The following is a 22,843-nucleotide window of genomic DNA, read 5'->3' on the forward strand; positions in this document are numbered from 1 at the left end:
AGATAATAAGCTCTGCTTTCACTAAACGTCCCAAATAGGAAAAGCAATTCCCATGAAAATGCATCGATTGAAATCAATCGCGCTGGCGGTCGCCGCGACTGCAGGTGTGCTGGCTGCATCGTCTGCTTATTCAGCTGAGCAAGATGCCGCTGCTGCGCCCGCAAAGCCCGCTAAACCCCTTATTCCTGTGAGTGCTATCGTCAAAGTTGGCGAACAGCGCACCAAGTCTGCCAAGGCTTCTCAGGTTCGTATTGACCGCCTGGCTGCAGAAACTGGCGATTTGCTTCAAGACTACAAAACAGTGATGAAGCAGGTCGACGGCCTTCGCGTCTACAACGCGCGTTTGGAAAAACAGATCGCTGGCCAATTGCGTCGTATCGCAAGCCTGGAAAAAGCGGTTGACGAAGCAACTATCATCCAGCGCCAAATCGACCCGCTGATTCAGCGTATGATCGACGGCCTGGAGCAATTCGTTGAGTTGGATGTTCCTTTCCACCTCGAGGAACGCAAAGAGCGTATCGAATTCCTGCGCAACAACCTGGATCGCTCTGATATCACCATCGCTGAAAAATTCCGTCAGGTTCTTGAAGCCTACAAAATCGAGAACGAGTACGGCCGCAAAATTGACAGCTACAAAGGCGTAGCGACCGTCAACGGTGCTGAGCGCGATGTTAACTTCCTCCGTATCGGCCGCATCGGTCTGCTTTACCAAACTACCGATGGCAAAGTGTCGGGCGCTTGGGACAAAACCCAAGGCACATGGACTGAGCTGGATGCTGGCGACTACCGTGGCGCTATCCAGAAAGGCTTGCGTATCGCTCGTAAGCAGGCGTCCATCGATATCATGAAACTCCCGATTCCGGCTCCGGAGGCTGCTAAATAATGAAACGTAATCTGTTGAAAGCTGCCGTACTGGCTATCGGTGGCACTATCGCTCTGGCATCAAGCCCTGTGATGGCTCAAGAAGCCAAGTCACTGGATGAACTGCTGCAAATGGTTAAGCAAGGTCGCGCCAGCGACGCGCGTGAGCAAAAAGCTCGCGAGCAGCGTTTCAAAAACGCTCGCTACGACCAGCAGAAAATGCTGAAAGAAGCTGAAAAAACTCTGGCTGATGAAGAGAAGCGCTCTTCTGAGCTGGAAAACACCTTCGAAGAAAACGAAACCGTCCTGACCGAGAAACAGCGTCAGCTGAAAGAGCGTTTGGGTACGTTGACCGAGCTGTTTGGTCACCTGACTTCTACCGCCGGCGACCTGCGTTCTAACTTCCAGACGTCGATCATCAGTGTTCAATTCCCCAATCGTGAGCAGTTCGTTGATGACCTGATCGCGAAGATGTCAGGCGCTGAAGAGCTGCCCAGCATCGAAGAGATTGAGCGTATTTGGTTTGAGCTTCAGCGCGAAATGACTGAGTCAGGCCGAGTGGTGAAATTCCAAACTGAAGTGACGACGGCTGCTGGTGAGAAAACGCAGCAAGAAGTCGTGCGTGTTGGTACCTTCAACCTCGTAAACAGCGACGGCGAATACCTGCAGTACATTTCAGAAAATGGCACTGTTGCTGTGTTGGCGCGTCAGCCTAAAGGCCCCTACATGGGTTGGGCTAACGAGCTGGCATCAACAACTTCAGGCGTAACGCCTTTCGGTGTTGACCCCACTGGTCCTTCAGGCGGTTCATACCTTGCTGCACTGATCGATAGCCCAACGCTGACTGAGCGCTGGCACCAAGGTGGTGTGGTTGGTTACGTAATCACCGCAGTAGGTGTATTGGCGATGCTGATCGCTATCTGGCGCCTGATTGTTCTGACCATCGAAGATATGAAGGTCAACAGCCAGCTTAAGAGCAAAACTGCTAATGACAACAACAGCCTTGGCCGTGTTCTGAAAGTACACGAAGACAATCCAAGTATGGATGCGGAAACACTGGAGCTGAAACTGTCAGAAGCCATTCTGAAAGAAACACCACGTTTGGAGCGCTCTCTGAACTTGCTGAAGATCATCGCTGCGGTAGCACCGCTGCTGGGTCTTCTGGGTACCGTAACCGGTATGATCATCACCTTCCAAGCTATCACCATCTTTGGTGCGGGCGATCCGAAGGCAATGGCCGGTGGTATCTCTGGTGCTCTGGTAACGACCGTACTGGGTCTGGTTGTCGCCATCCCGACTGTACTGCTGCACACGTTTGTTAGCGGCCGCGCTAAGAAAATCCTGCACGTGCTTGATGAGCAATCGACTGGCATTATCGCCGAACACACAGAAGGGCGCGCGGGGTAACTAAGCGATGTACCAACTGAATGAATGGATCGAGATCATACGGCGATTTATGGAAGCCGGTGGGCCTGTACTGAACTACATCGCCCTCCTGACCTTCGTCATGTGGACTCTCGCTATTGAACGGGTTTGGTATTACAAGTTCGGGCTGTCGAAAGACGTGAACAACGCTATCAACACCTGGGAAGCGCGCAGTGAGCGCAAATCCTGGAATGCCAAGCAGATTCGCGAAAAGTTGATCTCAGAGGTTTCTCTGCAGATCAACGCGAGTCTGCCAATGATTCAGACCATGGTGGCGCTTTGTCCGCTGCTGGGTCTGTTGGGCACGGTCACAGGGATGATCGAGGTCTTTAATATCATGGCAGTGACCGGTGGTGGCGATGCTAAATCGATGGCCGGCGGTGTTTCAAAAGCAACAATTCCGACGATGGCTGGAATGGTTGCCGCTCTGTCAGGCGTATTCATCAATACCTATATAAAAGGTATTGCGGAGCGCGAAAGCGAGCTTTTGGAAGACCATCTGACAACCGATCATTAAGAGAACAGTTATGAGAAAGCATAGCAAAGCAGGTGCAGAGGAAAATTCCTCCGAGATCGACCTGACGCCGATGCTCGACGTGGTCTTCATCATGTTGATCTTCTTTATCGTCACAGCGTCGTTCATCAAAGAAGCCGGTGTCGAGGTGAATCGCCCCGAGGCCTCAACGGCCAGCAAGAAAGAAAATGTGAATATTCTGATTGCTGTTACTGGTACTAATGAAATCTGGATCGACAAGCGTCGTGTCGACAAGCGAGCAGTGCGCTCGGTTGTTGAGCGTATGCATGCCGAGAACCCCAAAGGTGCTGTTGTTATTCAGGCTGATAAAGCCTCGAATACCGAAACGGTTACTGCGGTTATCGACGCCAGCCGAGCGGCCGGCGTATACGATGTTTCATTGGCCACTGAAGACAGCTGATCAATTATGAATATTCGCCTCCTGATCGGTGCCGCATTGGCATTTGTGGTGACAGCAGCGCTGTTCATCATAATGCCATATCTGATCGAGTCAGCTGACAAGACGTTGGACGAAAAGCCGCGTACTAAGTTGGCCGACATTCAGATGCCGGACACCGAAATAGAAACAATGAAAGACGCAAAGCCGGATAAGCCTAAGCAACCGGAAGAGCCGCCGCCGGATATGGAACAACCGGAGATGGAAGATGTGAACCCGGACATTGAGGTCGTTAATATGGCGCCTCAACAGAGCCTGCAAATGACCAACACTGCTGGTGGTTTGTCGGCGTCCGATGGTGAATATCTGCCTATCGTTAAAGTTGCGCCAATCTATCCGCGCCGCGCGCAAAGCCGAGGTGTTGAAGGCTACTGTACGGTTGAGTACACCGTAACGAAAGCCGGTACCACGCGCGATATCGCCCCCGTGGATTGTAGCCCTCCGGGTTACTTCGAACGCTCATCAATTAAAGCTGCCCAGAAGTTTAAATATAAGCCTCGGGTGGTAGATGGCGAGCCGATCGAAGTACCGGGGATCCAGAACCGCTTCACCTTTGAGTTGGAGAAATGATGTCTGATTATCACGTGAGCACAAAAGTCGTGCGCCCGGTGCTGGTCAAGCTGGCATGTTCCCTCAGCTTGGGTGTGGCTGCGGTGCTAGCGACCCCGGTTGCGAGTAATCTGGTGGCCCCTGCTCTGCAAATGGACGGCGTAAATGTCGTCCACGCAGCGGAAAAGGAAAAGCCGCGCCGCAGCACGCGTCGCACGCCGGCGATCCGCGCAAAAATCTTTGAAAAGCTGAACGAAGCGCAGGTTGCTGCCGACGAGAAGCGCTACTCTGAAGCCATTAAATTGCTCGATGCCCTTCGCGACAAAGAAGGACGGGGCTCGCTTAATAGCTACGAGCTGGCAAACCTCTACAACATGTACGCGTTCATTTACTTCACGCAAGAGAAGTATGAACAGGCGTTAACGGCCTACCGAAATGTTGTAAAGCAGCCTGATATTCCTGAGGCGATGGAGCTAAATACCAAATACACCATCGCCCAGCTTTACTTTGTTAAAGAAGACTACAAAAACGGCGTGAAAGTGCTGCTTGAGTGGTTTAAAGCGAAGGAAGCACTTCAGGAAGAACCCGGTGCGGGTGCTTATGCACTGCTGGCCCAGGGCTATTACCAGCTTAAGGATCTGACTCGTGCCCTCAAGTACATTGAGGTAGCGATTAACGATTACAAATCCCGAGGCAAGGTGCCCAAGGAACAGTGGTGGGGACTGCAGCGTTACCTCTACTACGAGAAGAACAACATCAACAAGGTTGTCGATATTCTCGAAGAGACGCTGAAGCACTATCAGAAGAAGGCCTACTGGCTGCAACTTTCTGCCATGTATAACGAGCAGAAGCGCGAAATGGCGGCAACCGCCACCATGGAAGCGGCCTATGAGCAAGGCTTGCTGGAGAAAGACAAAGAGCTGATCAATATGGCTTACTTGTTCCTTTCTCAGGAAGTGCCTTACAAAGCAGCGAAGGTACTGGATAAAGGTATTAAGTCGGGTGCGATCCCTGCTACCTCCAAAAATCTTGAGCTGCTCGGTAACTCATGGCGCCAGTCACAAGAAGTTAAGCGTGCGATTCCAGTAATGGAAAAAGCTGCGGCCAAGTCCGATAAGGGCGAGCTGTGGTCACGCTTAGGTAGCATCTACCTGGACAATGACGAGTTCGAGAAAGCTGCGAAAGCGATAGAAAATGCCTTTAAGAAAGGTAATCTAAAGCGTCCGGATACTGCGAACCTTGTGCTTGGTATGGCCCGCTTTAACTTGCAGAACTATGAAGGTGCACGTAAAGCTTTCAAACAAGCGTTGAAAGACGAGCGGTCAAAAGGCTATGCGTCGCAGTGGATTAAGTTTATGGATCGCGAGTTGGCTCGTCAGGCGGCGTTGAAAGACGACATCTGATAACTAACATGATTCGTTGAAGGCACCGTAAGGTGCCTTTTTTTTGCCTGGACGATGCCGACAGGCGAAGCGGGCGCTATAGTCAGGGTATGGCCGCGAGGAATACCTTTTTGAAAACCGCGTTGTATAACCTGCTCACCTTCCTGTTCTGCAGCGCTGCAGCAGTGGTGGTGGCAGAGCCGTTGCCAGCCCCTTCGCCCCCGAGCTTTATCGAACGGACAATGGAAAGTGCGGAAGCGACCAGGGATCAATGGTCGGAGAATTGGGTGGTTTTCGCTGAAAGCGTCGATCGCTATTTGAGCAATGAAGATACTGCAGAAGATTACAGCAACGAGAGCTATCTAAAACTGCAGCTGAGGCAGACTATTGGCGAGCGAGGGGAGCTAGAGAGCGATGTACGCCTTCGTGCGAAGGTGGACCTGCCCAATACAAAGCGAAAGACGAAGCTGTTCTTTAATAGTGATGCCGATGCAAACAACCCCTTAGAAGAGCGGGTGCGTGGCGGCTCAAGCGGCGAGCGCCCGAGCCGCGAAGAGTCGGTTACCGGTCTTGAAATATCCCCTCTGTCAGAGTGGCACCATTGGAAGCGGAGTGCCCGTATTGGTATTCGTGTGCGAACTCCACTGGTGCCCTTTGCTCGCCTTCGCTTGAGACGGCCATTCTCCGATTGGGGCGAGTGGCAGCGTGAGTTCCAGCAGGAGTTTTGGTGGTTCCGTGATAAGGGATGGGGGGAGTCGACGGAATATACGATGAGTCGTCCGCTGGGAGAGCGTTACCGTCTGCGCTACTTCACTGGATTGGAGTTTGAGGATCGGAACGATTTCTTTGAAAACGTCCAGCTGTTGTCGCTGTCGTACCGCATCAATGAACGCGAGTCGATGGAATACCGCCTCGGTGGCTTTGCAAACAATGAGCACCGCAGTCGCCTGACGGCGTATTTTGTCGGCGCGAACTACCGGAACCAAATACATGAGGACTGGGTGTATTTCACAGTCAGCCCCGAGTTGTATTTTGCGCGAGATGAGGGCTGGGATGCCGAGGCTAGCTTAACATTTCGTCTGGATGTGTTTTTCTCTGAGTAGCCTGTGTTTTCGACCGCCGACACCTCTCTGAACAATACCTGACCGAAGGCCAGTCGCGCTGCCACTTCTTCCTCCATGAGAAGGAACGGTTGCAAACAACGCATATCTTCTCTGGAAGTTGCCCCTTGCGGTGAGTCATAGGAACGGACGATTCCCCCCGAAGTGTTTACCGCTACCATTGCCCATCACTACACAGTTTACACCTGAAATAACAAAAATAAGGATTGATAACATGGGTGCTCAGCAACAGCGGCAAGTTTTATTTCACGGCCTGATTATCCTTTTTTTAGGGCTTTTGGCAGGAATTGGATTTTCAGTTGCCGCGACGGGGCCTCAGGATGCGCCTGCCTACGGCGTGTGGCGCTTTGCGCACATGGAAGGGCTGCTGAACGGTTTGTTGGTCATCGCCATTGCTGCTGCTTGGCCGGCAATATACCGCGAGGGTAGTGTGCTTAGCGCGGCGCGCTGGGGGCTAATTGTTGGCTGCTACGCAAATATCATCGGGCCGCTGATCAATGCCTTGTTTGTTACCAAGCGCTTAATCGTCCCCGAAACCGCCTTGGAGGCGCTCATTGTCTACGGTTTCTATATTCCGGGGACGATTCCGCTACTGGCGCTACCCGTATTTATCTATGCCGTCGCCGCTAATAAGCGGGGCTGACCTCAGTATCGGGTGCAGTGAATACCCTGGGGACTCTCGATGGTTCCCACGCATTCGTTGCAGTGAACGCAGCGACTCTTAAAGCCGGCATCGCGCGCGCAGCGATTCGGTAATTCGGGGTCGCTCAATAAGCTCCGCCCAAGCTGAATAAAGTCAAAGCCCGCGTCCATTAAGTCGGCGAAATTATCATTCCCGGTTGCGCCGCCAATGTACACTAGCTGGCAATTAACGGCCTCGCGAATGCGTTTTGCTTGCTCGAGAAAATAGAGGTCCGTGTAGGGATAATCGCGAAACATCGATTTTCCTGCCAACCTTAGAATAAGCCGCATCAATACGCTTTTCTCTGTCGCAAGCATTGTGGGCAGCATATTCTCGCCACGGAACATCAGCATTGGGTTCATCGTGCTGGTGCCGCCGCTGCAGACAATGGCATCAATACCGGCCCGGTCGAGCATTTGACTAATTACCACCGAGTCATCGTAATGAATCCCGCCGCGTACGCCCTCTGACATACTGATCTTGCCGAGTATAGGAAAGGCGTCGCCAACCGCTTCGCGAACCGCAGCAAGTACCCGCAGTGGCAGTCGCATGCGGTTTTCCAAACTGCCGCCATATTCATCTTTACGCTTATTGGTTTTTGGACTGATAAATTGGCAAAGGCCATAGCCGTGGCCAAAGTGGATCTCCAGCGCATCGAAACCCACAGACTTCATAAATTGCGCTGCATCGCGGTACTGATCCACCATCTCATCGATATCCTGGATGGACATCGCATCGGCGAAGAACATGCCCTGACTTAGGCCTAAGCCATTAATCGCGAAGCTGGGGCCCAGCGGCCTGCGGCGTTGTAGCTCGCGGTTCTTGGAAAAGCCGCCGCAGTGCCCCATTTGCCCTGACACTGCAGTGCCGCGCTCATGCAATGAATGAATCAGCGACGTGAGGGGCGCGCGGATGCCCTCGTGCATATACATCATATTTTCATTGAGTCGGCCGTCGGCGGTCACCGCACAATAGCCGAGTGTTGTCATGGCAATGCCGCCATCCGCCAGGCGCTGGTGAAACCCACTTAACGTCGAGCCAGGGACGCCCAAGGGGGTCATATTTTCGAAGGTGCCTGCTTTAATAAGCCGGTTTTTTAACTCGAGGCCATTGATCTTGGCGGGCGAGAAACACTTTTCCAGCGAAGTGCGGCTGTCGAGGGAGGGATTGGTCGGATTCATGGCAGACTCGGTGAAATAATTATATGTAATAACGCTACATATCATCTTTGCAAAAAGCAAGCTACACTGTGCTCCGCTATTAAGAGGGTAGAGTATTGGTTCAAAAACAGCGCCGCACGCAGGCCCAGCGACGGGAAGAAACCCAATCAAAAGTCCTGGCCTGTGCTCGTCAACAATTCGGTGAAAAAGGCTATTCCACCACAGCGTTGGAGGATATTGCCCGAGAGGCCGGAACAACTATCCGACCCATCTATCACTACTTTGGCAACAAGGAAGCACTCTTCGAAGCGGTCACCGAGTCTTACGAGGCAGAACTGCTCGCCACCCTCCAGGCGCCGTCGGAAAATGGCGGCGACGCCGGGCTGGCAGAATCATGGCAGCGTTTTATGGCACTCTGCGATCAGCCGGGCTTTGTACAGGTCGTGCTGTTGGACGCGCCCCACATTCTTGGTCGTGAACGACTGCGCCGCAGTGCCGTGGTGCTGGAGGCCCAGCGGCGCCTTGACGAGATGTGGCCGGAGCGTGAGTTGTCCGACAGCGATAGAGAACTCTACGCCAGAATGCTGCTGGCAGCGTTGACCGAAGCAGCGCTAATGCGCGGGGAGCGCAGTGACTACGATAGCAGTGCAGCACTTCAACCCTTGCTGCAAGCGCTGGACAATGTCTGATGCCCCGGCGGCTGTTATAATTTGCTCTCGTGATTGACCGTATACTGGCCTGCAGTTGATGAAGTTACCTCAAGCATTACTCTCCGCCATGCAGCGACGAGCTGAGCGCCGTATGGACACACCTCCTTCAAAGCGCATTGGTGAGCGCTACCTAACGCGCTGGCACCTGCTGCCTAAAAACCGCTTGTTCAATGTATACCTTCACCATGTCCAAGAAGATGATCCCGACAGTCATCTCCACGACCACCCCTGGCTATTCAATATCTCAGTTGTATTGCGAGGGCGCATATCTGAGACCCTTCCCAGCAAGGCACGTGTGCTAGAGCCCGGCTCGATCACCGCCAGAATGTCTCGCGCGCCGCATCGTCTGGACCTGCTTTCAGCCGATAGCGTCACGGTGTTTTTGACCGGACCGAAAATCCGCGACTGGGGCTTTTATACCGAGAAGGGATGGGTTGATAGTCAGCGCTATTTGCAGGCGAATGGTGATGGGCGTGCAGTCAGCCAAGATTACACGGCCAGATAAGCGCCGCGCCACTAAGTCTGCGAGTTTGATTATTTGAACCAGTCGCTGCTAATGCTCCCCTGTTAATTTTTGTGCATTTGGGGTGCTCGCTGTTAAGTTTTTGAATTCTATCAATTAGTTCCTGTTTTTTATAAATTGTGTATTTGCGCGTTGTCACAGATGCGCTTGTGCCACCGCTGTTGTAGCCAGTAACTTCCTTATTCCTAATAAAAAAGTGCTCTCCAGCGCCCGCGTTTGAGAGAGCTATATCGCAACACGTGGAACGACCGTCACTACGCCCTCATCGTGGCCCAGTCTCAAATACCTAGGCAGAAGAACCCGTGTTGCATTGCCAAGGAGGTGCCGTAATGCGCGCTGTTTGCCGAGTTGGTCTACTGACCGTCGTTTCTTTTTTTATGTTTGCCTGTGGTGGCGGGGGCGGTGGTCGCTCTTCGGCGCCCGAAAGTGAACTCTATGGTCAGTTGGTTGACTCTCCAGTGGGCGGAGTACTGTATCGGCGGTCCTCGGGTGATCGGGAATCCTTAACTGACAGCAGCGGCGGGTTTCTGTATTTCAAGCAAGAGGTGATCCACTTTCGCATCGGCGGAATTTCTTTGGGTAGTGTCCGCGGGGCACCGATCATTAGCATGCTTGCATTGAGCGCTGGAGATGATATCTCAGCGGTGAATTTGGCGCGGTTTTTCCTCACGTTGGACGCCGATGGTATTCCCGAGAATGGTATCTACATTTCGCAGCGAGTACGCGATGGCGCGGCTGATTTGACCGCTGCCCCCTCAGATTTTAAACGTAGCGATTTCCACTCCACGCCGGTTGCCAGCTGGGCGCGAACTGCCAATGGCAACGGAGTGCGAGAGTTGGTTTCTGAAGAGCTCGCCCGGCGACATTTAGCGCTCACCGAGCGGGACATATCTGATGGCCAATACAATGGTGATGCCGGTGCTGACAGTGATGCCGATGGCATTAGTGATTATCGCGACCGTTGCCCCCGCACTGGGTTTGGTATCCCCGTGGATGAATTTGGTTGTAGCAATGAAGCGGCAAGAGTTGATCGCGACGGGGATGGTGTCCCCGATGCACGGGATAATTGCCCATCTTTATCTAATGGTTCGCAGCAAGACAATGACGATGATGGTCATGGCGATGTGTGTGACAGCGATGACGATAATGATGGCCTAAGCGATGAAGAAGAGACCGCTATCGGAACCCGCCCGAATGATGCGGATACTGATGGTGACGGTGTTGCTGACGGCAGTGACCCGTTTCCCTTGGATGCTACTGAGTCTGCCGACCTGGATGGTGATGGAGTAGGCGACAATAGCGATGACGACCGTGACGGCGATGGTGTTCACAATGCCGATGACGCCTTTCCCGATAACCCGCAAGAGACCGGTGATGCTGATGGCGATGGTATCGGTGACAACGCTGACTCCGATGACGACAACGACGGGACCGCCGATGAGCTAGATGTATGCCCCGCAACACCCGATGATGACGGCGAACTCTTGCAGGGGTGTTCCGAGAGCCAAAGGCCTAGGTTGAGCATTGATGATGCTGCGGCTGATGAAAACAGCGGTGCACTTTTGCTGCCATTGCACTTAAGTCAGGCAAGCCCTGTTCCAGTGGTTGTCGAGCTGATTTTCACTGATATCACAACCTCGGACAGTGATTTTGCGCACGCCACGCAGAATGTTGAGATCCCAGTGGGAGTGACCGATTACGTCGCTGCGGTGCCGGTCGTTAATGATGAGGTATTGGAAGAGCATGAGCGCTTTAGGGTAACGGTTAGTCGCGCAGAATTTGCAAGGGTCGATGTCGCTGAAGCGATAGCAACGATCTATGACGATGAATTCCTCCGCGGGCGGTTGCGCATTGGCGCCTCGAAGCAGGCTATTGATCCGAGTGTTGAACACGTTGCAGGTATTGATGAACCTCGGTTGGGGGAAACGCGGCATCTACAGAAGTTTAATCTCGGCGGCTTTGGTATTAACCCACTGCAGAATCAACCTGATCCCTTTGGTGGGTTTGGGGAAAGCCTTACAGCACCAGCAGAGCAGCCATGCTTGTTGTCTGAGCAGAGTCGCTACGACCCCGAGACCTTTGACACCTCGCAATGTGTTGAGCGCAGCTGGGTGCGCGCCATGTATGTCGAGCAGCCTGCAGAGGGTGAAAATGCTGCCGAGCAAGTGATGTTTGTGGTTGTTGATGCCGTCGGCGCCGGGAATATCATTCAACAGGAAATGCGCAAGGTGGTCGCACAAGCGTCTGGTATATCTGAGGACAATGTCGTATTCGGCCAGACGCATAGCCATGCGGGTGCAGATCTTCAAGGCCTGTGGGGCGGTGTGCCCAAGGACTGGATTCACAATACTTTGTACCGACAGGCGTCACTGGCGGCACAGGAAGCCAAACAAGCCGCGACAGAAGTTGCTGTGACAGTGAAGACGGCAGAGCTTGCAGAGTTTAATAACTACCGCCGTCCCAAGCAGACGGATCCAGACATTGATAGCGACACCCTTGCCACCTTATTGACGGCGATCGATGCGCGCAGTGGTGAAAATATTGGCTATCTTATGCAGTTCAATGCCCATCCGACTGCTATCAATGAAGACCCTCGTATTCCCCATCCCGATTACCCCCTCGGTGTGACGGATTGGCTGGAAAAAGAGGGCGGTACCGCGCTGTATTTCAATGGCCCGATTGCCGATGCTTCGGCGTCGGGCAGCCGCCCCGGATGTGAGCCACAGGGCTATGGCGATGCATCGCCAGACTATGGTCGCGTTCACTGTCGAGGAGAGGGCATGGCCGCTGCGGTACAGGGCGACGAGGCTATTCGAGAAATTCGCAGCGGCTTGCGTGTGCAAAGTCAGCAAGTCGTGCTGCCAGTTACCAATCCGGTTTTTGTCGCAGCAGGCGGGCTGGGCGCTTTTAACCAGTATTATGATTTCACTGGTGTAAATGAGCAGCTACCGCCAGAGCTGGGGGCGCAAGCCCAATACCTGCCGCAGGCAACGCCCTACGCCACGACCGATGTCACTCGAATTACCTTGGGTGGTGAGGAGAGTGGCTTGGAGATTGTCACGATTCCAGGTGAAACAACCGGAACATTTGGCGAATTTATTCGCTCTCTGGCGTCGCAAAATGCGCACACTATGCTGCTCGGGCTCACGCAAAATAGCTTTGGCTATATTATCCCCGAAGAAGAGTTCAGTTATGTGGATGCCTCGGGTGACGCCGGTATGTTGGTACCATTCACTGGCTATGAGGAGTTCGTGTCCTTGGGGCCACTCACGGCGCCGCTACTGCGACTGCAGGGTTACCTGCCGCTATTTGATAAGGTGGACCAAGCCGATGCATATTTACCGCCATATTTAGCGGCGTGTTCAACTGAGGGGGCCGACTCCGAGCGTTGTTTACTGAGTATGGCCGGGTTTCGAGTCGACTATATTCAGCGCGAATACGCCGCGCGCTGTCGCGAGCAAGGCGGTGCTGATGCCGAACCGCTTTACAGCCAGATAGACCCGGAGATACCTATTTATGACAGCTGTATTGATAGTGGATTAGCCCCCGGTGTATGTGCGGCTTTCGGCAGTGGAGGCAGCAATAATAATGATGACCTGCCTGCTATTGGCGAACTGATTGAGGCCACCGCGCGCGGCTGTGATCTGCTTGACCCCGCCCACTGTCTGTTTCCTTTCCCAAGCGACCATTTTACTGTCCCCGCCAGCAATGGCAGCCCGCAATCCGTTTCCCGCGGTGGTAGTGGGCGCCGAGTGGACTTCAATCCCCTCGCAATGCCGAGGAATATCGCTGGAAAGCCGATTGACCCGAGGGAATGGAACCGAAACGATGGTTTCTCGCCAGGGCAAATGATCATGACATACGTGCCGGACCTGCAAAGCAATGACGATGGCACGGTACCCGGTGTGCCTCGACTAACGCATTTGTCTGAGTCAATGGAGGTCGATCAATCTTCAGTATTAGTAATCAATGCTGATAGTGGCGAACTGCACCCGGTGTGGGCAGAGCTGGATTTGAACGCTGGCTTACTGCTACCCAGTGAGGGTGTGGAAAATAGCAGCCCCTTGGCAGAAAAACGGGCGGCGCTGCTCATCCGGCCCGCACGGAATTTTGATGAAGGGCAGAGATATGTCGTTGTTTTGAAGCGCTTGCCAAGCCAGCAAAACGGCGACCCTTATCTCAGGGCACAAGCCGCTTTCCGGGCCTGTCGAGATAGTAAAGCCGATGGCGTCCCGGTGTTGTCCGCGCGGTGTCAGCAATGGGATGAAAACGTTCGTCCCGTTTTGCTGCAAGCGGGGGTAGGTATCGATGATGAGCTGTATCTGGCGTGGGACTTTACCGTTGCCAGTGCGGAAAACAATGTGGGCAGATTACGCCATATGCGTGATGAAGCCTTTAAACAGCTCGGTCAGCTTGAAGACGCCCAGGGGAACATCACCGATTTAGGTCGAGCGCCAGATTACACGATCGACAAAGTGACGGAGAATCCCAGAGACGGGATTGCTAGGCGTATCGAGGGAACGATCACCGTGCCGAGTTTTGTTATCCCCACCGACCCGGCACCACTGGACCAGCTCAGCATCTATGCCGAGCAATTGTGTGTGCAGCTCCCGGAGGAAATGCGCGAAGCTTGCGATACCTTGTTTGAGGGGGTGGGGATTGCAGATGGCGGCTCAGTGCAGCCTAACCGACTGTACTTTGACCCGCTCGATGCGCCCGCCTTCGACGCCGCCGGGGCGAGCTACGGGGACGGCTTACCCGACAGTCTCGGTGAAATGACAACGCGATTTACCTGCCAAATCCCTGAGCAAGCCAGCTCGGAAAACCCAGCAAGGGGTGGGATATACGGCCATGGCTTATTGGACGGCCACCAAGCGGTGACCTACGATCATGTGCCGAATTTCAGTCGTGAATACAATTTCCTGTTTTGTGGTGTCGACCTGTTCGGCTTCTCGACAGGGGATGTCCCTAATGTTTTGGCGGCGCTGGTAGATTTATCCAATTTTGCGGTGATCCCAGATGCTTCCCAACAGGGGCTGTTGAATTTTCTATTCCTTGCCAGGGCTATGCGTCACCCGGCTGGTTTTGCGGCAGAGGCCGTATTTCAGGATGCCAAGGGCCTGCCTGTTTTCGACCATAGAGAGATCTTCTACGACGGCAACTCGCAAGGCGGCATCACCGGAGGGCCGATCGTTGCAATGTCCAAGGATGTGCAACGCGGAGTATTTGGTGTCGTCGGCATGAACTACTCAACCCTGCTGAGGCGCAGCGTTGATTTTGACGCAGAATACGAGCCGGGTGGCTTGCCGTCCTACGCTACGCCTCTCTATCTCTCATACCAGGATGACTTGGATCGCGACTTGGGGTTTGCACTCATCCAGATGCTATGGGATCGGTCTGAAAATAATGGGTATGCCCACCATATCGCCGACAATAGCGCCTTGAATGGGCCTGACAATCAAGTCCTGCTGCAACCGGCTTTTGCTGACCACCAAGTTACCCACTGGAGCGCCCAGGTGATGGCGCGAACCATTGGCGTTGAGGTCGCTGATATTTACCCGCGTCGCCCAGGCGACAACGCAACATATACCTTTGCATCTCGAGAGGCGTTCTTTGCGGAGCGCGACCCAGACGTCGATGCATTTTGGGGCTTGGCGCTCGCTGGGCGAGACGGCGAGGGTTACGACAGCGGCAGTTGCCAGGGAGCATGCCGCAGCAGTAAGTCTGGTTTTATTGAGCTCGATGAAGGGAAAACACAAAGCCCGCCTATCGGTAATGTCGCGCCCAGGGGAGATGATTTCGACCCCCATGGTTACCCTCGTGCGGCGCCCCATGCAAAATGTCAAAAATCGCACTTTCTACATAGCCAAGGACAGCTACTCGATACGTGGATAGCGCGGGAGGTACGGGGGCCGGCAGGCTGCCCACCGTTACCTGCCCCCGTGACTATTGTCGGCGAACCAGTGGTAGTTGGCGGTGAGACTTTGCCTATCGATACCCGCGCTTTCAGCGCGGCCGTTGAGCAAATGCGCGATGGCGAGTTCCAAAAGGCGGGAGATGCGGTATTAGCTGGCCTGCAAGAAAATTCAGCCAATGCGCTGCGCCAAGTGATGATGGCTGTGGGGGCTGAGGCGGGGCTCGAGCAGCCGCAGCCACAGGCCAAAGCGCAGCCGCAGGCTCACTCGGTTATGCCGCTGCGTGCAGGTATCGCCAAGGTGGCGATTGATATTCCCGTTGGCACTCCGCTAGGTGGTTACCTAAGGCCGCCTATTGCGGGCGACTATATCCCCGGTGCCGAAGGCTTTGCCTCAGGTGATTATCAAACATTCTTTGATGAGCTGGTCGACTTCATTCCATACATGGCTGACGGCTGCGAGCCCGACCACCCTGAAAGCTGTCCTCCTCTGGCGCCTTTGCCCGATGAGTTGCGCGCGGTTCACTCACCCTATGCAAGTTATTCGCCGCCGAGCCGAGGCTACTACGATTCACTGGTTGCCAAAGCCATTGCCCTGCACGATGGTCGCGACTACATCGTATTTTTGAAAACCGATTTCATCGGCGCACTTAACGAACTTGCCGAAGATGTAAAAGCCGAAGTGCAACGGCAAACGGGAATCGCGCTTGGTGATGGCTTGGTACTCTCTGCAACTCACAGCCACGATGGGCCTGGGGCACTCGCTAACCACTCTGCACGCTATTTTTGGTTGGCGATGGATCTGTACCAGCACGAAGTCTACCGCCGAGTCGTTGCGCAATTGGCAACGGTAGTGGTGACGGCATTGGACGATGACAATATGCGCTTGGCGCGTATTGGCCACGGTAGTGCTCAGGAAGCGCTGGGAATGAACGGCTTTCGTCGTGGGCGTTTACCCAGCTACGACGAGGATAGGTTGCAAGCGCTTCACCGCCGCCTTGGTGTGATTCGCATCGATGCCTTGGATAACACTGAGCCTGAGCCCATGGCGGTAATTATCAATTGGGCGGCTCACGGCATTGCTTTTGACGTGGAGAATCAATATTTCTCAGGGGATGTGCTGGCGTCAGTAGAAAGAGCAACCGAGCAACTGATGGCGTTGCCACTGGCGATGTTGGTGCAGAATGCGGCCGGCGATATCAGTCCGCGCAGTAATATTCATCGCAATAAGCTGCAGCGTATTGAAAGCTACGGGCGTCGGCTTGCTCCGCAAATAAAAGTGATAGCCGACAGCATTGAACAGTTCCAGTTTTCCCCTGATCTTCGCAGTGTGTCTAAGCGGATTATCCTTGATCGCGACAGGCTGGGTTATCGCCCTGAGGAGTTTCCCTACGCCTGGGGTGCGGGGCAGTGCGGCAACGACATTGCGGTCCCCTTCGTTGGTGCTGGTCTGAAAGACGTGCCGGGCTATGAGGGGAATGGCCTGCCCGAGCAGATTCCGTATTGCCTGCCTTCACCGCCGCCAGATGCCTACGACCTCGCCGACAATGGCGTTGCCGAAAACGCCTCGTTTTACCCGCAGGACACGATCATTGCCGCTCAAAAAGTTGGCGAGCTGACACTGTTGATGCAGCCGGGTGAACCGCTTACTGAATACGGCCTGCGATTACTCGATGCGGCTGCTGAAGTGGGAGGTGGGGAACGCTATCGCTACGACGACACCTTTATATGGGGTTATGCCGGTGACCATATTGGCTATATCTTGCCGCCCGAAGAGGAGGACTGGGCAACATTGGGAGGCGCGGAATCTACCACGACTTTTTGGGGCTGGAAGCAGGGCGAGCGCTTTCTTGATGTAACGGTGGAGCTGCTCGAGTCGCTTCGAGACCGCAGCGCGGCGCCGATTGATGAGCTGGTTGTGCGCTATGAGCACTACCGCCAGCACTATGATTCGCAAGTCAATGCGCAAGCCTTGCCCAGCATGCTAGCGGGTAGCAGTATTTCTCAACCGCGATCCATATCTCGGTTTGAGCGAACTGAGTTTGTTTTTGAGGGAGGGGACCCTGTTCTAGGTACGCCCTCAGTGCTGATGCAAGTAGAGCGTAACGGCGCATGGCAGTCGGTTACCCGCGCGAATGGCGATGCCCTCAATACCTTCTTTGAAATGCAGCTAAAGTACCGCTTGAGCAGCGGTAGACACATTTGGCTTGTCGATTTCGAAGCGCCATTAGACTGGCCGGCTGGAAACTACCGATTTGTCGTATCGGGTTCAGCATTGTCGCCCTCGCTAGCAGGGGAGGATTACCACCTGGCCTCGCTGGCTTTTGAGGTCAGTCCTGCGACAAACCTCGCCCTGATGGAAGAGCAGGGTAGCTTAACGCTGCACTACCCCGCGCTACCTGATACTCGCCGTGTTATCGACCCCTTTGTCCGAGAAGATCAGGCCGCGCCAATTCGCAAAATTTCGTCGATTATTGCCGTCGACAGTTTCGGCAATACCGAAGACCTAACAGATCGCTGGACGATCGATAGCCGTGCGGTGCCTCGCTCAAGCGTGGACATTGGAGCGGACATCGTGCAGGTGGCAGTGGTGGATGGCTACGGGAATAGCGGGGTCTATTTACGTGACTAAGCTCTTTGATGCTTAGCTTTCGTTCTTGCGCCGGGCAGATAATAAAAAGTTTCTTGGGGTGGTTGTACTCGGGCAAAAGACACTGAGCGTAACGTGGTAGTCCTGCTCACACAGGAATAGGGCGCTGTCTAACACACAGCGCAATTCCAGCAGCCGCCTGAATAGCATGGCAGCGAGGCCGCGCTGCTCTTGCGCAAGCTGCAGGTTTGCCGCGTTGGCCAGAGCGGTATCAGCGTTGCTCATGTCGAGTGTTGCAATGCCATTGGCGGCGCATTGTTGTTCTACAAAGTAGCTAAACCCTTTTTTGGCAGCACTGTGGGGCAGGGCGCGGTATTGGTCCAGCGCTATCCCCTGTTGCTGGGCAAGTTGTTGGCTTGCAAGCCACCAGTGGTGAAGTTGTCGTCGCGCCTGCGTTTCACCGCGCCGGGCCGTGACGGTTTGTCGAACCGCCAGGCGCAAATCTTGTGTTGTGATTGAGAGGGGCGAGTTGTTAACGGCCTTGGACAGTGGCGCGTACTGCTCAATAAACCGGTGGTAGCAGCACGGGGCGAGGGCAATCTGCGCGGTGCTCGTCGTCGCGGCAACTTTCAGCATGCGTTGGTGGAGCCCTCCGCAGGCGTGCAGTGCAATGATGGCGTTGGCGTCGGCCACAAACGACTCTGCCTGTTCGCTCAATACATCGCAGCGCACAATGCGTTGATGGGTGTTGGTGTGCCTGTGGTTGCCACTGGCAACAAGATCGCTATCAATTTCCAGGCCGATGACAGACGAGGGTGAGTGTTGCGGGTGGAATCGCAGTGCCTGGCCGAGGTAGCCTTTTCCGGAACACCACTCGATCACGTTTCCGGACAGTGATGCTAGCCCACTACAAAAAGCCTGTATTTGCTGCCACTTTCTACCACCAATGCCGCTGGGCGGCTCGATATGTGGTGGCGCGATGGGCGGCGTAAAGTAAGACAGAATGGCGAGAATGTCTTTGGCATGGGCAAAGTGTGGCGACAATCGCTCCAAGAGCATAAGGTCATCGCTCTGAAGCTGGGCAACATCCTCTGCCGAGAGTGTGCGAAGCGCGAGGAACAGCTCGTCGTAGTGCGGCGCTGGCTCGGCGGTCGCGCCGGCGCGCCACAATGCTTCGTGCTGGCTGAGTAGCTGGTCGATGTTCTGCAGTAGGTCGGCGCCTTTAGCAGCGGTGAGAACGTTGCTGGTCATGCCTACATTATACGTCGGCGCGGCGGTTAACCCTCTATTAGCGCGCGACTTTTGTTGGTGTTGCGTAGCAGATATTGTTCAAAGCACGCGCATAGCTGCAGCCAGCACTGGTGGAGCTGGGGATAGAAATAGTGGATTTTTTCCCAGTCCTTATTGCTGGCGGCAAGTTCCAGTGATGAGGCCAGCTCTCGCAGTGCGTCGCCTTGCAGCTGTCCGCTACTGCCCTTCAGTGCGCGGCTGATACGGGCAATTTCTGCGGTATCTGCTGCGGTGACTGCGCTGCGTAATGCCTGCTGTTGCGCAATGCTGTACTCGTTGAACATCAACAGCATTTTATTCAGGGTCCGCTCCTGCCCCATGACACCTTCCAGTGCTTTGTCGGCATTCCACAGCGCCTCTGCATGATTCTTTGATGCGGGGTTGGCAGGGTCGTCACTGCGCAGGGCGTGCAACCAGCTCAACAATTTGTTGTGCAGTCGATCGGGGTCAATCGGTTTACTGAGGTAGTCATCCATACCGGCGGCGCTGCATTTTTCCCGATCGCCACTGAGGGCATTGGCCGTCAACGCGATGATGGGTAACTCGCGTGCCGCTTCGCCTGCCAGACCCGCACGGATTTGGCGAGTGCACTCGTAACCATCCATTTCCGGCATCTGACAGTCCATTAAAATTGCCGAGTAGGGCGGCGATTGCTTGTCCTGCTGGTGCTTCAGCGCAGCGATGGCCTTGTTGCCGTTATCGGCAATGCTGACCTGTAAGCCCAACTCGTCTAGCAGGCAGCGCACTACCTCTTGGTTTACCGCATTGTCCTCGACCAGTAGCACGCGCCTGCCTTGTAATAGGCTGCTAGCCGGTGCCTCCTGCGTACGGTCGCTGCTATCGCTTTGTAAGTAGCTTCCCAGGGGCGCCAGTTTTAGTGCTTCGCGCAAATTACTGGTGGTGAGGGGTTTGGGATACCACGCATCGAAGCCCAGCGAGCGAAAGTGGGCGTCGGTTCCCTGACTACTGATTTTGCTCAGCAATACGAAAGGCTGGCTGCTTAGATGTTCTTCCTGGCGCAGGAATTGAACGAGCTCGGTGCCATCTAGGCCATCCATGTATCGGTCGATAATAACCAGGTCGATTTTCTCCAGCGGAATATCATGACTCTCGGCAGAGTTGAGCGCCGACTCACTGGATGTGGAGCAATAGACTTTTGCGCCCCAGCGCAGCAGCTGACGCTCCAGGCTTTTGCAGCTGTTTATATTGTCCTCTATCAACCATACATGCCTGCCCGACGCATAGGCCTCATCGAGTGATGCATCGGCGGATGCGTTCAGCATCACCTGGACATGGAAGGTACTTCCTTTGTTTTCCTTGCTGCTCACGGCAATGCTGCCATTCATGGCTTGGCAGATTTTCTGACTAATCGACAGGCCAAGCCCGGAGCCGCCGTAGCGGCGCGTGGTGCTGGCATCCGCCTGGGTGAATGCGCTAAACAAGCTGTCTAATTTTTCACTGGCAATGCCGATGCCGGTGTCGCGTACATAGCAGTCAAATATCCATTGGTTTTGATGCTCGGTGAGCGTGGCGTGAACAACGATCTCGCCACTTTCGGTAAATTTCAGTGCGTTGCCAAGTAAGTTAGTCAGGACCTGGCGCAGCCTTGCGGCGTCGCCTGAGACCATGTCTATGTTGATCTCACTAAGGTCAACAATGAGCTCCAGGCCTTTTTCCTGTGCGCGCAACGACATGCTCTCGCTGACTTCTTCGATGACTTCGCGTATCGCAAAGCTGCTGTCTTCCAGAGTCATTTTGCCGGCGTCGATGCGGGAGAAGTCCAGGACATCGTCGATGAGAGAGAGCAGCGAATGTGCGCTGCTGCGGGCAATGCTCACCCGACGCTCCTGTTCGAAGTCGAGGTCGGAGTTTGCCAGCAAATTCAGCATGCCGAGGACGCCGTTCATCGGGGTGCGAATTTCGTGGCTCATGGTTGCCAAAAACTCACTTTTCGAGCGAGCGGCTTGCTCCGCTTCATCACGCGCGCGTATCAATGCTTCGGCGGCGCGTTTGCGGTCATCAATATCTTGGAGTGAGCCGAAAATGTGTGTGCAGCGTTGTTTGTGCAGTACCGGGTGGCCCGTGAGTTGAATCCACAGTTCGCGGCCTTGCTGTGTGGTGAGCTTCACTTCCTCGCTAAATGCCTGGCCATTAACAATGGCGCGTCGGATCAAATGCTGCAGCAGATGCCACATCTCTTCCTGAGGAAACACTCTGCGAAGCGCCTCTTCAGTTGGGGTAAAGTTTGCCGGTACGCCACAAATTTCCCTTGTCACCTCAGACCACGTGAGCTGGCCGCTCTCCACCTCCAGCTCCCAGGCGCCGATCCTTGCTTGCTGGCTCATGGAGTTAAACATCTGTTGCTGCCGGTCCATTATCTGGGCGGCGTGCTTGCGCTCACTGATGTCCTCAACCATTGACCAGATTAGCGGTTTACCCTGCGAGTCGCTGAATAAAATGCTGTTGGTTTCGATAGGCAGGGGCTCGCCATTGGCGCGGATAAGCTGCTTTTCATAGGGCCCCAGGCGGCCTGTTTCTGTGAGAACAATGAAAGCCGCCTCGTCATCCAACATGTATTCCTGGGGAGTTATATCTTGGTAGCGCAACTCGGTTAGCTTTTCATGAGGGTAGCCTAAACTTTTGCACAGAGATTGATTGGCGGCGATGAATTTGCCTGTTTCGTAGTCGTTTAATGCAATGCCAATCGGCGAGAGCTCGAACAGCTGAACCAATAGTTGGTTGCTTTCATAGCGCTTGGCAAGCAGCCACGAAATAATGGTTAGGAAGCAAAAAATGATTAGTGCCAGCGACGCGACAACAACCCGGAAGGGGTCAAGCAGGTTCATTTGTAGCCAGCCGTTCTCGGGGGCAGCGGCGATTTGCCAGCGCTCATCCAGCGGTAGTCGGATATCTGTGGTTACCGCGCGGGTCTGGTCGTTAAATAGCGCGGCGTCGCCAAATACGGTTTTACCTAAGCGACCCTCGGGGCCGTATTTGCGTATGGCTACCTGTAATCGCTCGCCTGCCTCACTCAGGCCGCTGCTACGCAGCAGCTGCTCTATATCAATCACAGCTGACACCGTCATCGGCTCTCCAGCACCTTGACTCTGTCCACCGGGTAGACGGGCAATCAGCGCCATGCCGCCTTGAACCAATTCGACAGGGCCCGAGAGTACAGCGCCGCCGGTTCTGTGTACCTTCATCATGTCGGCGAGTTGGTCGGGCCGCGTTCTTAAGTCCAGCCCCAGCACCGGCTCATTGCCTTTGAGTGGGTAGACATAGGCGCCGATAACACCGCGAAATACCGCAACACTGCGAATGCGGCTTTCACCCGAAAGCAGGCTTTCGGAATATTTATCCAGATAATCGGGGTTCAGATCCGGGTGCTGGCGGACGGCTGCCACCATCGCTTTGGCTGCCTGGAGGTCACCCTTGAGGTCGCTCTCTACTTTAGCGCTGATGGAACCCATTTCCCGCAGAACGGCGTCGCGGTGATTCAACTCGCGGTTGTGGTTATTCAGCTGGTCGATATATACCGCAACAACGGCGATAAGAATGAAACTGGCAAGGCTGGCCAGTGGGTGCAGCCAACGGCGGGAGCGACTCACAGCAGGTTGGCGTGATGCGCTGTGACGACGGAGTTTTTGGAGGAACAAGTTCATGAC

15 protein-coding genes are annotated in these 22,843 nt (G+C 54.4%); 11 read left to right on the forward strand and 4 right to left on the reverse strand.

Annotated elements, in window-relative coordinates:
• Positions 1-52 precede the first annotated feature (52 nt).
• From ABNS66_RS03920 to ABNS66_RS03950, 7 genes are all read left to right on the forward strand, one after another.
• Positions 53-883, forward strand: coding sequence for a DUF3450 domain-containing protein (locus ABNS66_RS03920; RefSeq protein ID WP_027873131.1), 831 nt, complete (start codon positions 53-55; stop codon positions 881-883).
• Positions 883-2,268, forward strand: coding sequence for a MotA/TolQ/ExbB proton channel family protein (locus tag ABNS66_RS03925; protein WP_286696321.1), 1,386 nt, complete (start codon positions 883-885; stop codon positions 2,266-2,268). Before ABNS66_RS03920 ends, ABNS66_RS03925 begins: the two co-directional genes overlap by 1 nt.
• Positions 2,269-2,275: 7 nt before the next feature.
• Positions 2,276-2,803 (forward strand): MotA/TolQ/ExbB proton channel family protein, encoded by a 528-nt coding sequence (locus ABNS66_RS03930; RefSeq protein ID WP_027873129.1) that lies wholly within the window; start codon positions 2,276-2,278, stop codon positions 2,801-2,803.
• Between the two features lie 10 nt (positions 2,804-2,813).
• The gene (locus tag ABNS66_RS03935; protein ID WP_027873128.1) at positions 2,814-3,221 is read left to right on the forward strand and encodes a biopolymer transporter ExbD; all 408 of its coding nucleotides are present in this window, start codon (positions 2,814-2,816) and stop codon (positions 3,219-3,221) included.
• A 6-nt stretch (positions 3,222-3,227) separates the two neighbouring features.
• On the forward strand, positions 3,228-3,827 hold the full coding sequence (locus ABNS66_RS03940; RefSeq protein WP_027873127.1) for an energy transducer TonB: 600 nt from the start codon (positions 3,228-3,230) through the stop codon (positions 3,825-3,827).
• Positions 3,827-5,209 carry a tetratricopeptide repeat protein gene (locus ABNS66_RS03945; protein WP_286838659.1) on the forward strand — a complete coding sequence of 461 codons (1,383 nt, stop codon included), beginning with the start codon at positions 3,827-3,829 and terminating at the stop codon, positions 5,207-5,209. Before ABNS66_RS03940 ends, ABNS66_RS03945 begins: the two co-directional genes overlap by 1 nt.
• Before the next feature lie 110 nt (positions 5,210-5,319).
• On the forward strand, positions 5,320-6,291 hold the full coding sequence (locus ABNS66_RS03950; protein WP_286838657.1) for a hypothetical protein: 972 nt from the start codon (positions 5,320-5,322) through the stop codon (positions 6,289-6,291).
• Here ABNS66_RS03950 and ABNS66_RS03955 read toward each other — a convergent pair.
• A complete protein-coding gene (locus ABNS66_RS03955) occupies positions 6,251-6,430 on the reverse strand; it encodes a DUF2256 domain-containing protein (protein WP_204994649.1) in 180 nt (59 codons plus the stop codon). The genes ABNS66_RS03950 and ABNS66_RS03955 overlap by 41 nt on opposite strands.
• A 93-nt stretch (positions 6,431-6,523) precedes the next feature.
• Here ABNS66_RS03955 and ABNS66_RS03960 point away from each other — a divergent pair, with 93 nt between their 5' ends.
• Complete coding sequence (locus tag ABNS66_RS03960) at positions 6,524-6,952, forward strand: hypothetical protein (protein ID WP_286838655.1); 429 nt, start codon at positions 6,524-6,526, stop codon at positions 6,950-6,952.
• Positions 6,953-6,954: 2 nt separating this feature from the next.
• On the opposite strand, the gene ABNS66_RS03965 is transcribed toward ABNS66_RS03960, so the two are convergent.
• A complete protein-coding gene (locus tag ABNS66_RS03965; protein WP_286838654.1) occupies positions 6,955-8,172 on the reverse strand; it encodes an NADH:flavin oxidoreductase in 1,218 nt (405 codons plus the stop codon).
• A gap of 95 nt (positions 8,173-8,267) precedes the next feature.
• Here ABNS66_RS03965 and ABNS66_RS03970 point away from each other — a divergent pair, with 95 nt between their 5' ends.
• The 3 genes from ABNS66_RS03970 (at position 8,268) to ABNS66_RS03980 (ending at position 17,930) form a co-directional block, all read left to right on the forward strand.
• Complete coding sequence (locus tag ABNS66_RS03970) at positions 8,268-8,840, forward strand: TetR/AcrR family transcriptional regulator (RefSeq protein WP_204994646.1); 573 nt, start codon at positions 8,268-8,270, stop codon at positions 8,838-8,840.
• Positions 8,841-8,898: 58 nt separating this feature from the next.
• A complete protein-coding gene (locus tag ABNS66_RS03975; protein ID WP_286838653.1) occupies positions 8,899-9,366 on the forward strand; it encodes a hypothetical protein in 468 nt (155 codons plus the stop codon).
• A gap of 347 nt (positions 9,367-9,713) precedes the next feature.
• Complete coding sequence (locus ABNS66_RS03980; protein ID WP_348655209.1) at positions 9,714-17,930, forward strand: thrombospondin type 3 repeat-containing protein; 8,217 nt, start codon at positions 9,714-9,716, stop codon at positions 17,928-17,930.
• Positions 17,931-17,942: 12 nt separating this feature from the next.
• Here ABNS66_RS03980 and ABNS66_RS03985 read toward each other — a convergent pair whose 3' ends face one another.
• Entirely contained in the window at positions 17,943-19,139 is a 1,197-nt protein-coding gene (locus ABNS66_RS03985; protein ID WP_286838648.1) for a methyltransferase, read from the reverse strand.
• A 26-nt stretch (positions 19,140-19,165) separates the two neighbouring features.
• Positions 19,166-22,840 (reverse strand): response regulator, encoded by a 3,675-nt coding sequence (locus tag ABNS66_RS03990; protein WP_286838646.1) that lies wholly within the window; start codon positions 22,838-22,840, stop codon positions 19,166-19,168.
• Between the last annotated feature and the right edge of the window lie 3 nt (positions 22,841-22,843).

This window comes from uncultured Spongiibacter sp., assembly GCF_964011655.1.
GTDB lineage: Bacteria > Pseudomonadota > Gammaproteobacteria > Pseudomonadales > Spongiibacteraceae > Spongiibacter > Spongiibacter marinus.

Coding starts and splice junctions, on each gene's coding strand:
- ABNS66_RS03935 (WP_027873128.1), top strand. CDS start 2,814: ATGAGAAAGCATAGCAAAGCAGGTGCAGAGGAAAATTCCTCCGAGATC.
- ABNS66_RS03940 (WP_027873127.1), top strand. CDS start 3,228: ATGAATATTCGCCTCCTGATCGGTGCCGCATTGGCATTTGTGGTGACA.
- ABNS66_RS03960 (WP_286838655.1), top strand. CDS start 6,524: ATGGGTGCTCAGCAACAGCGGCAAGTTTTATTTCACGGCCTGATTATC.
- ABNS66_RS03985 (WP_286838648.1), bottom strand. CDS start 19,139: ATGACCAGCAACGTTCTCACCGCTGCTAAAGGCGCCGACCTACTGCAG.
- ABNS66_RS03930 (WP_027873129.1), top strand. CDS start 2,276: ATGTACCAACTGAATGAATGGATCGAGATCATACGGCGATTTATGGAA.
- ABNS66_RS03975 (WP_286838653.1), top strand. CDS start 8,899: ATGAAGTTACCTCAAGCATTACTCTCCGCCATGCAGCGACGAGCTGAG.
- ABNS66_RS03945 (WP_286838659.1), top strand. CDS start 3,827: ATGTCTGATTATCACGTGAGCACAAAAGTCGTGCGCCCGGTGCTGGTC.
- ABNS66_RS03980 (WP_348655209.1), top strand. CDS start 9,714: ATGCGCGCTGTTTGCCGAGTTGGTCTACTGACCGTCGTTTCTTTTTTT.
- ABNS66_RS03990 (WP_286838646.1), bottom strand. CDS start 22,840: ATGAACTTGTTCCTCCAAAAACTCCGTCGTCACAGCGCATCACGCCAA.
- ABNS66_RS03965 (WP_286838654.1), bottom strand. CDS start 8,172: ATGAATCCGACCAATCCCTCCCTCGACAGCCGCACTTCGCTGGAAAAG.
- ABNS66_RS03925 (WP_286696321.1), top strand. CDS start 883: ATGAAACGTAATCTGTTGAAAGCTGCCGTACTGGCTATCGGTGGCACT.
- ABNS66_RS03955 (WP_204994649.1), bottom strand. CDS start 6,430: ATGACTCACCGCAAGGGGCAACTTCCAGAGAAGATATGCGTTGTTTGC.
- ABNS66_RS03920 (WP_027873131.1), top strand. CDS start 53: ATGAAAATGCATCGATTGAAATCAATCGCGCTGGCGGTCGCCGCGACT.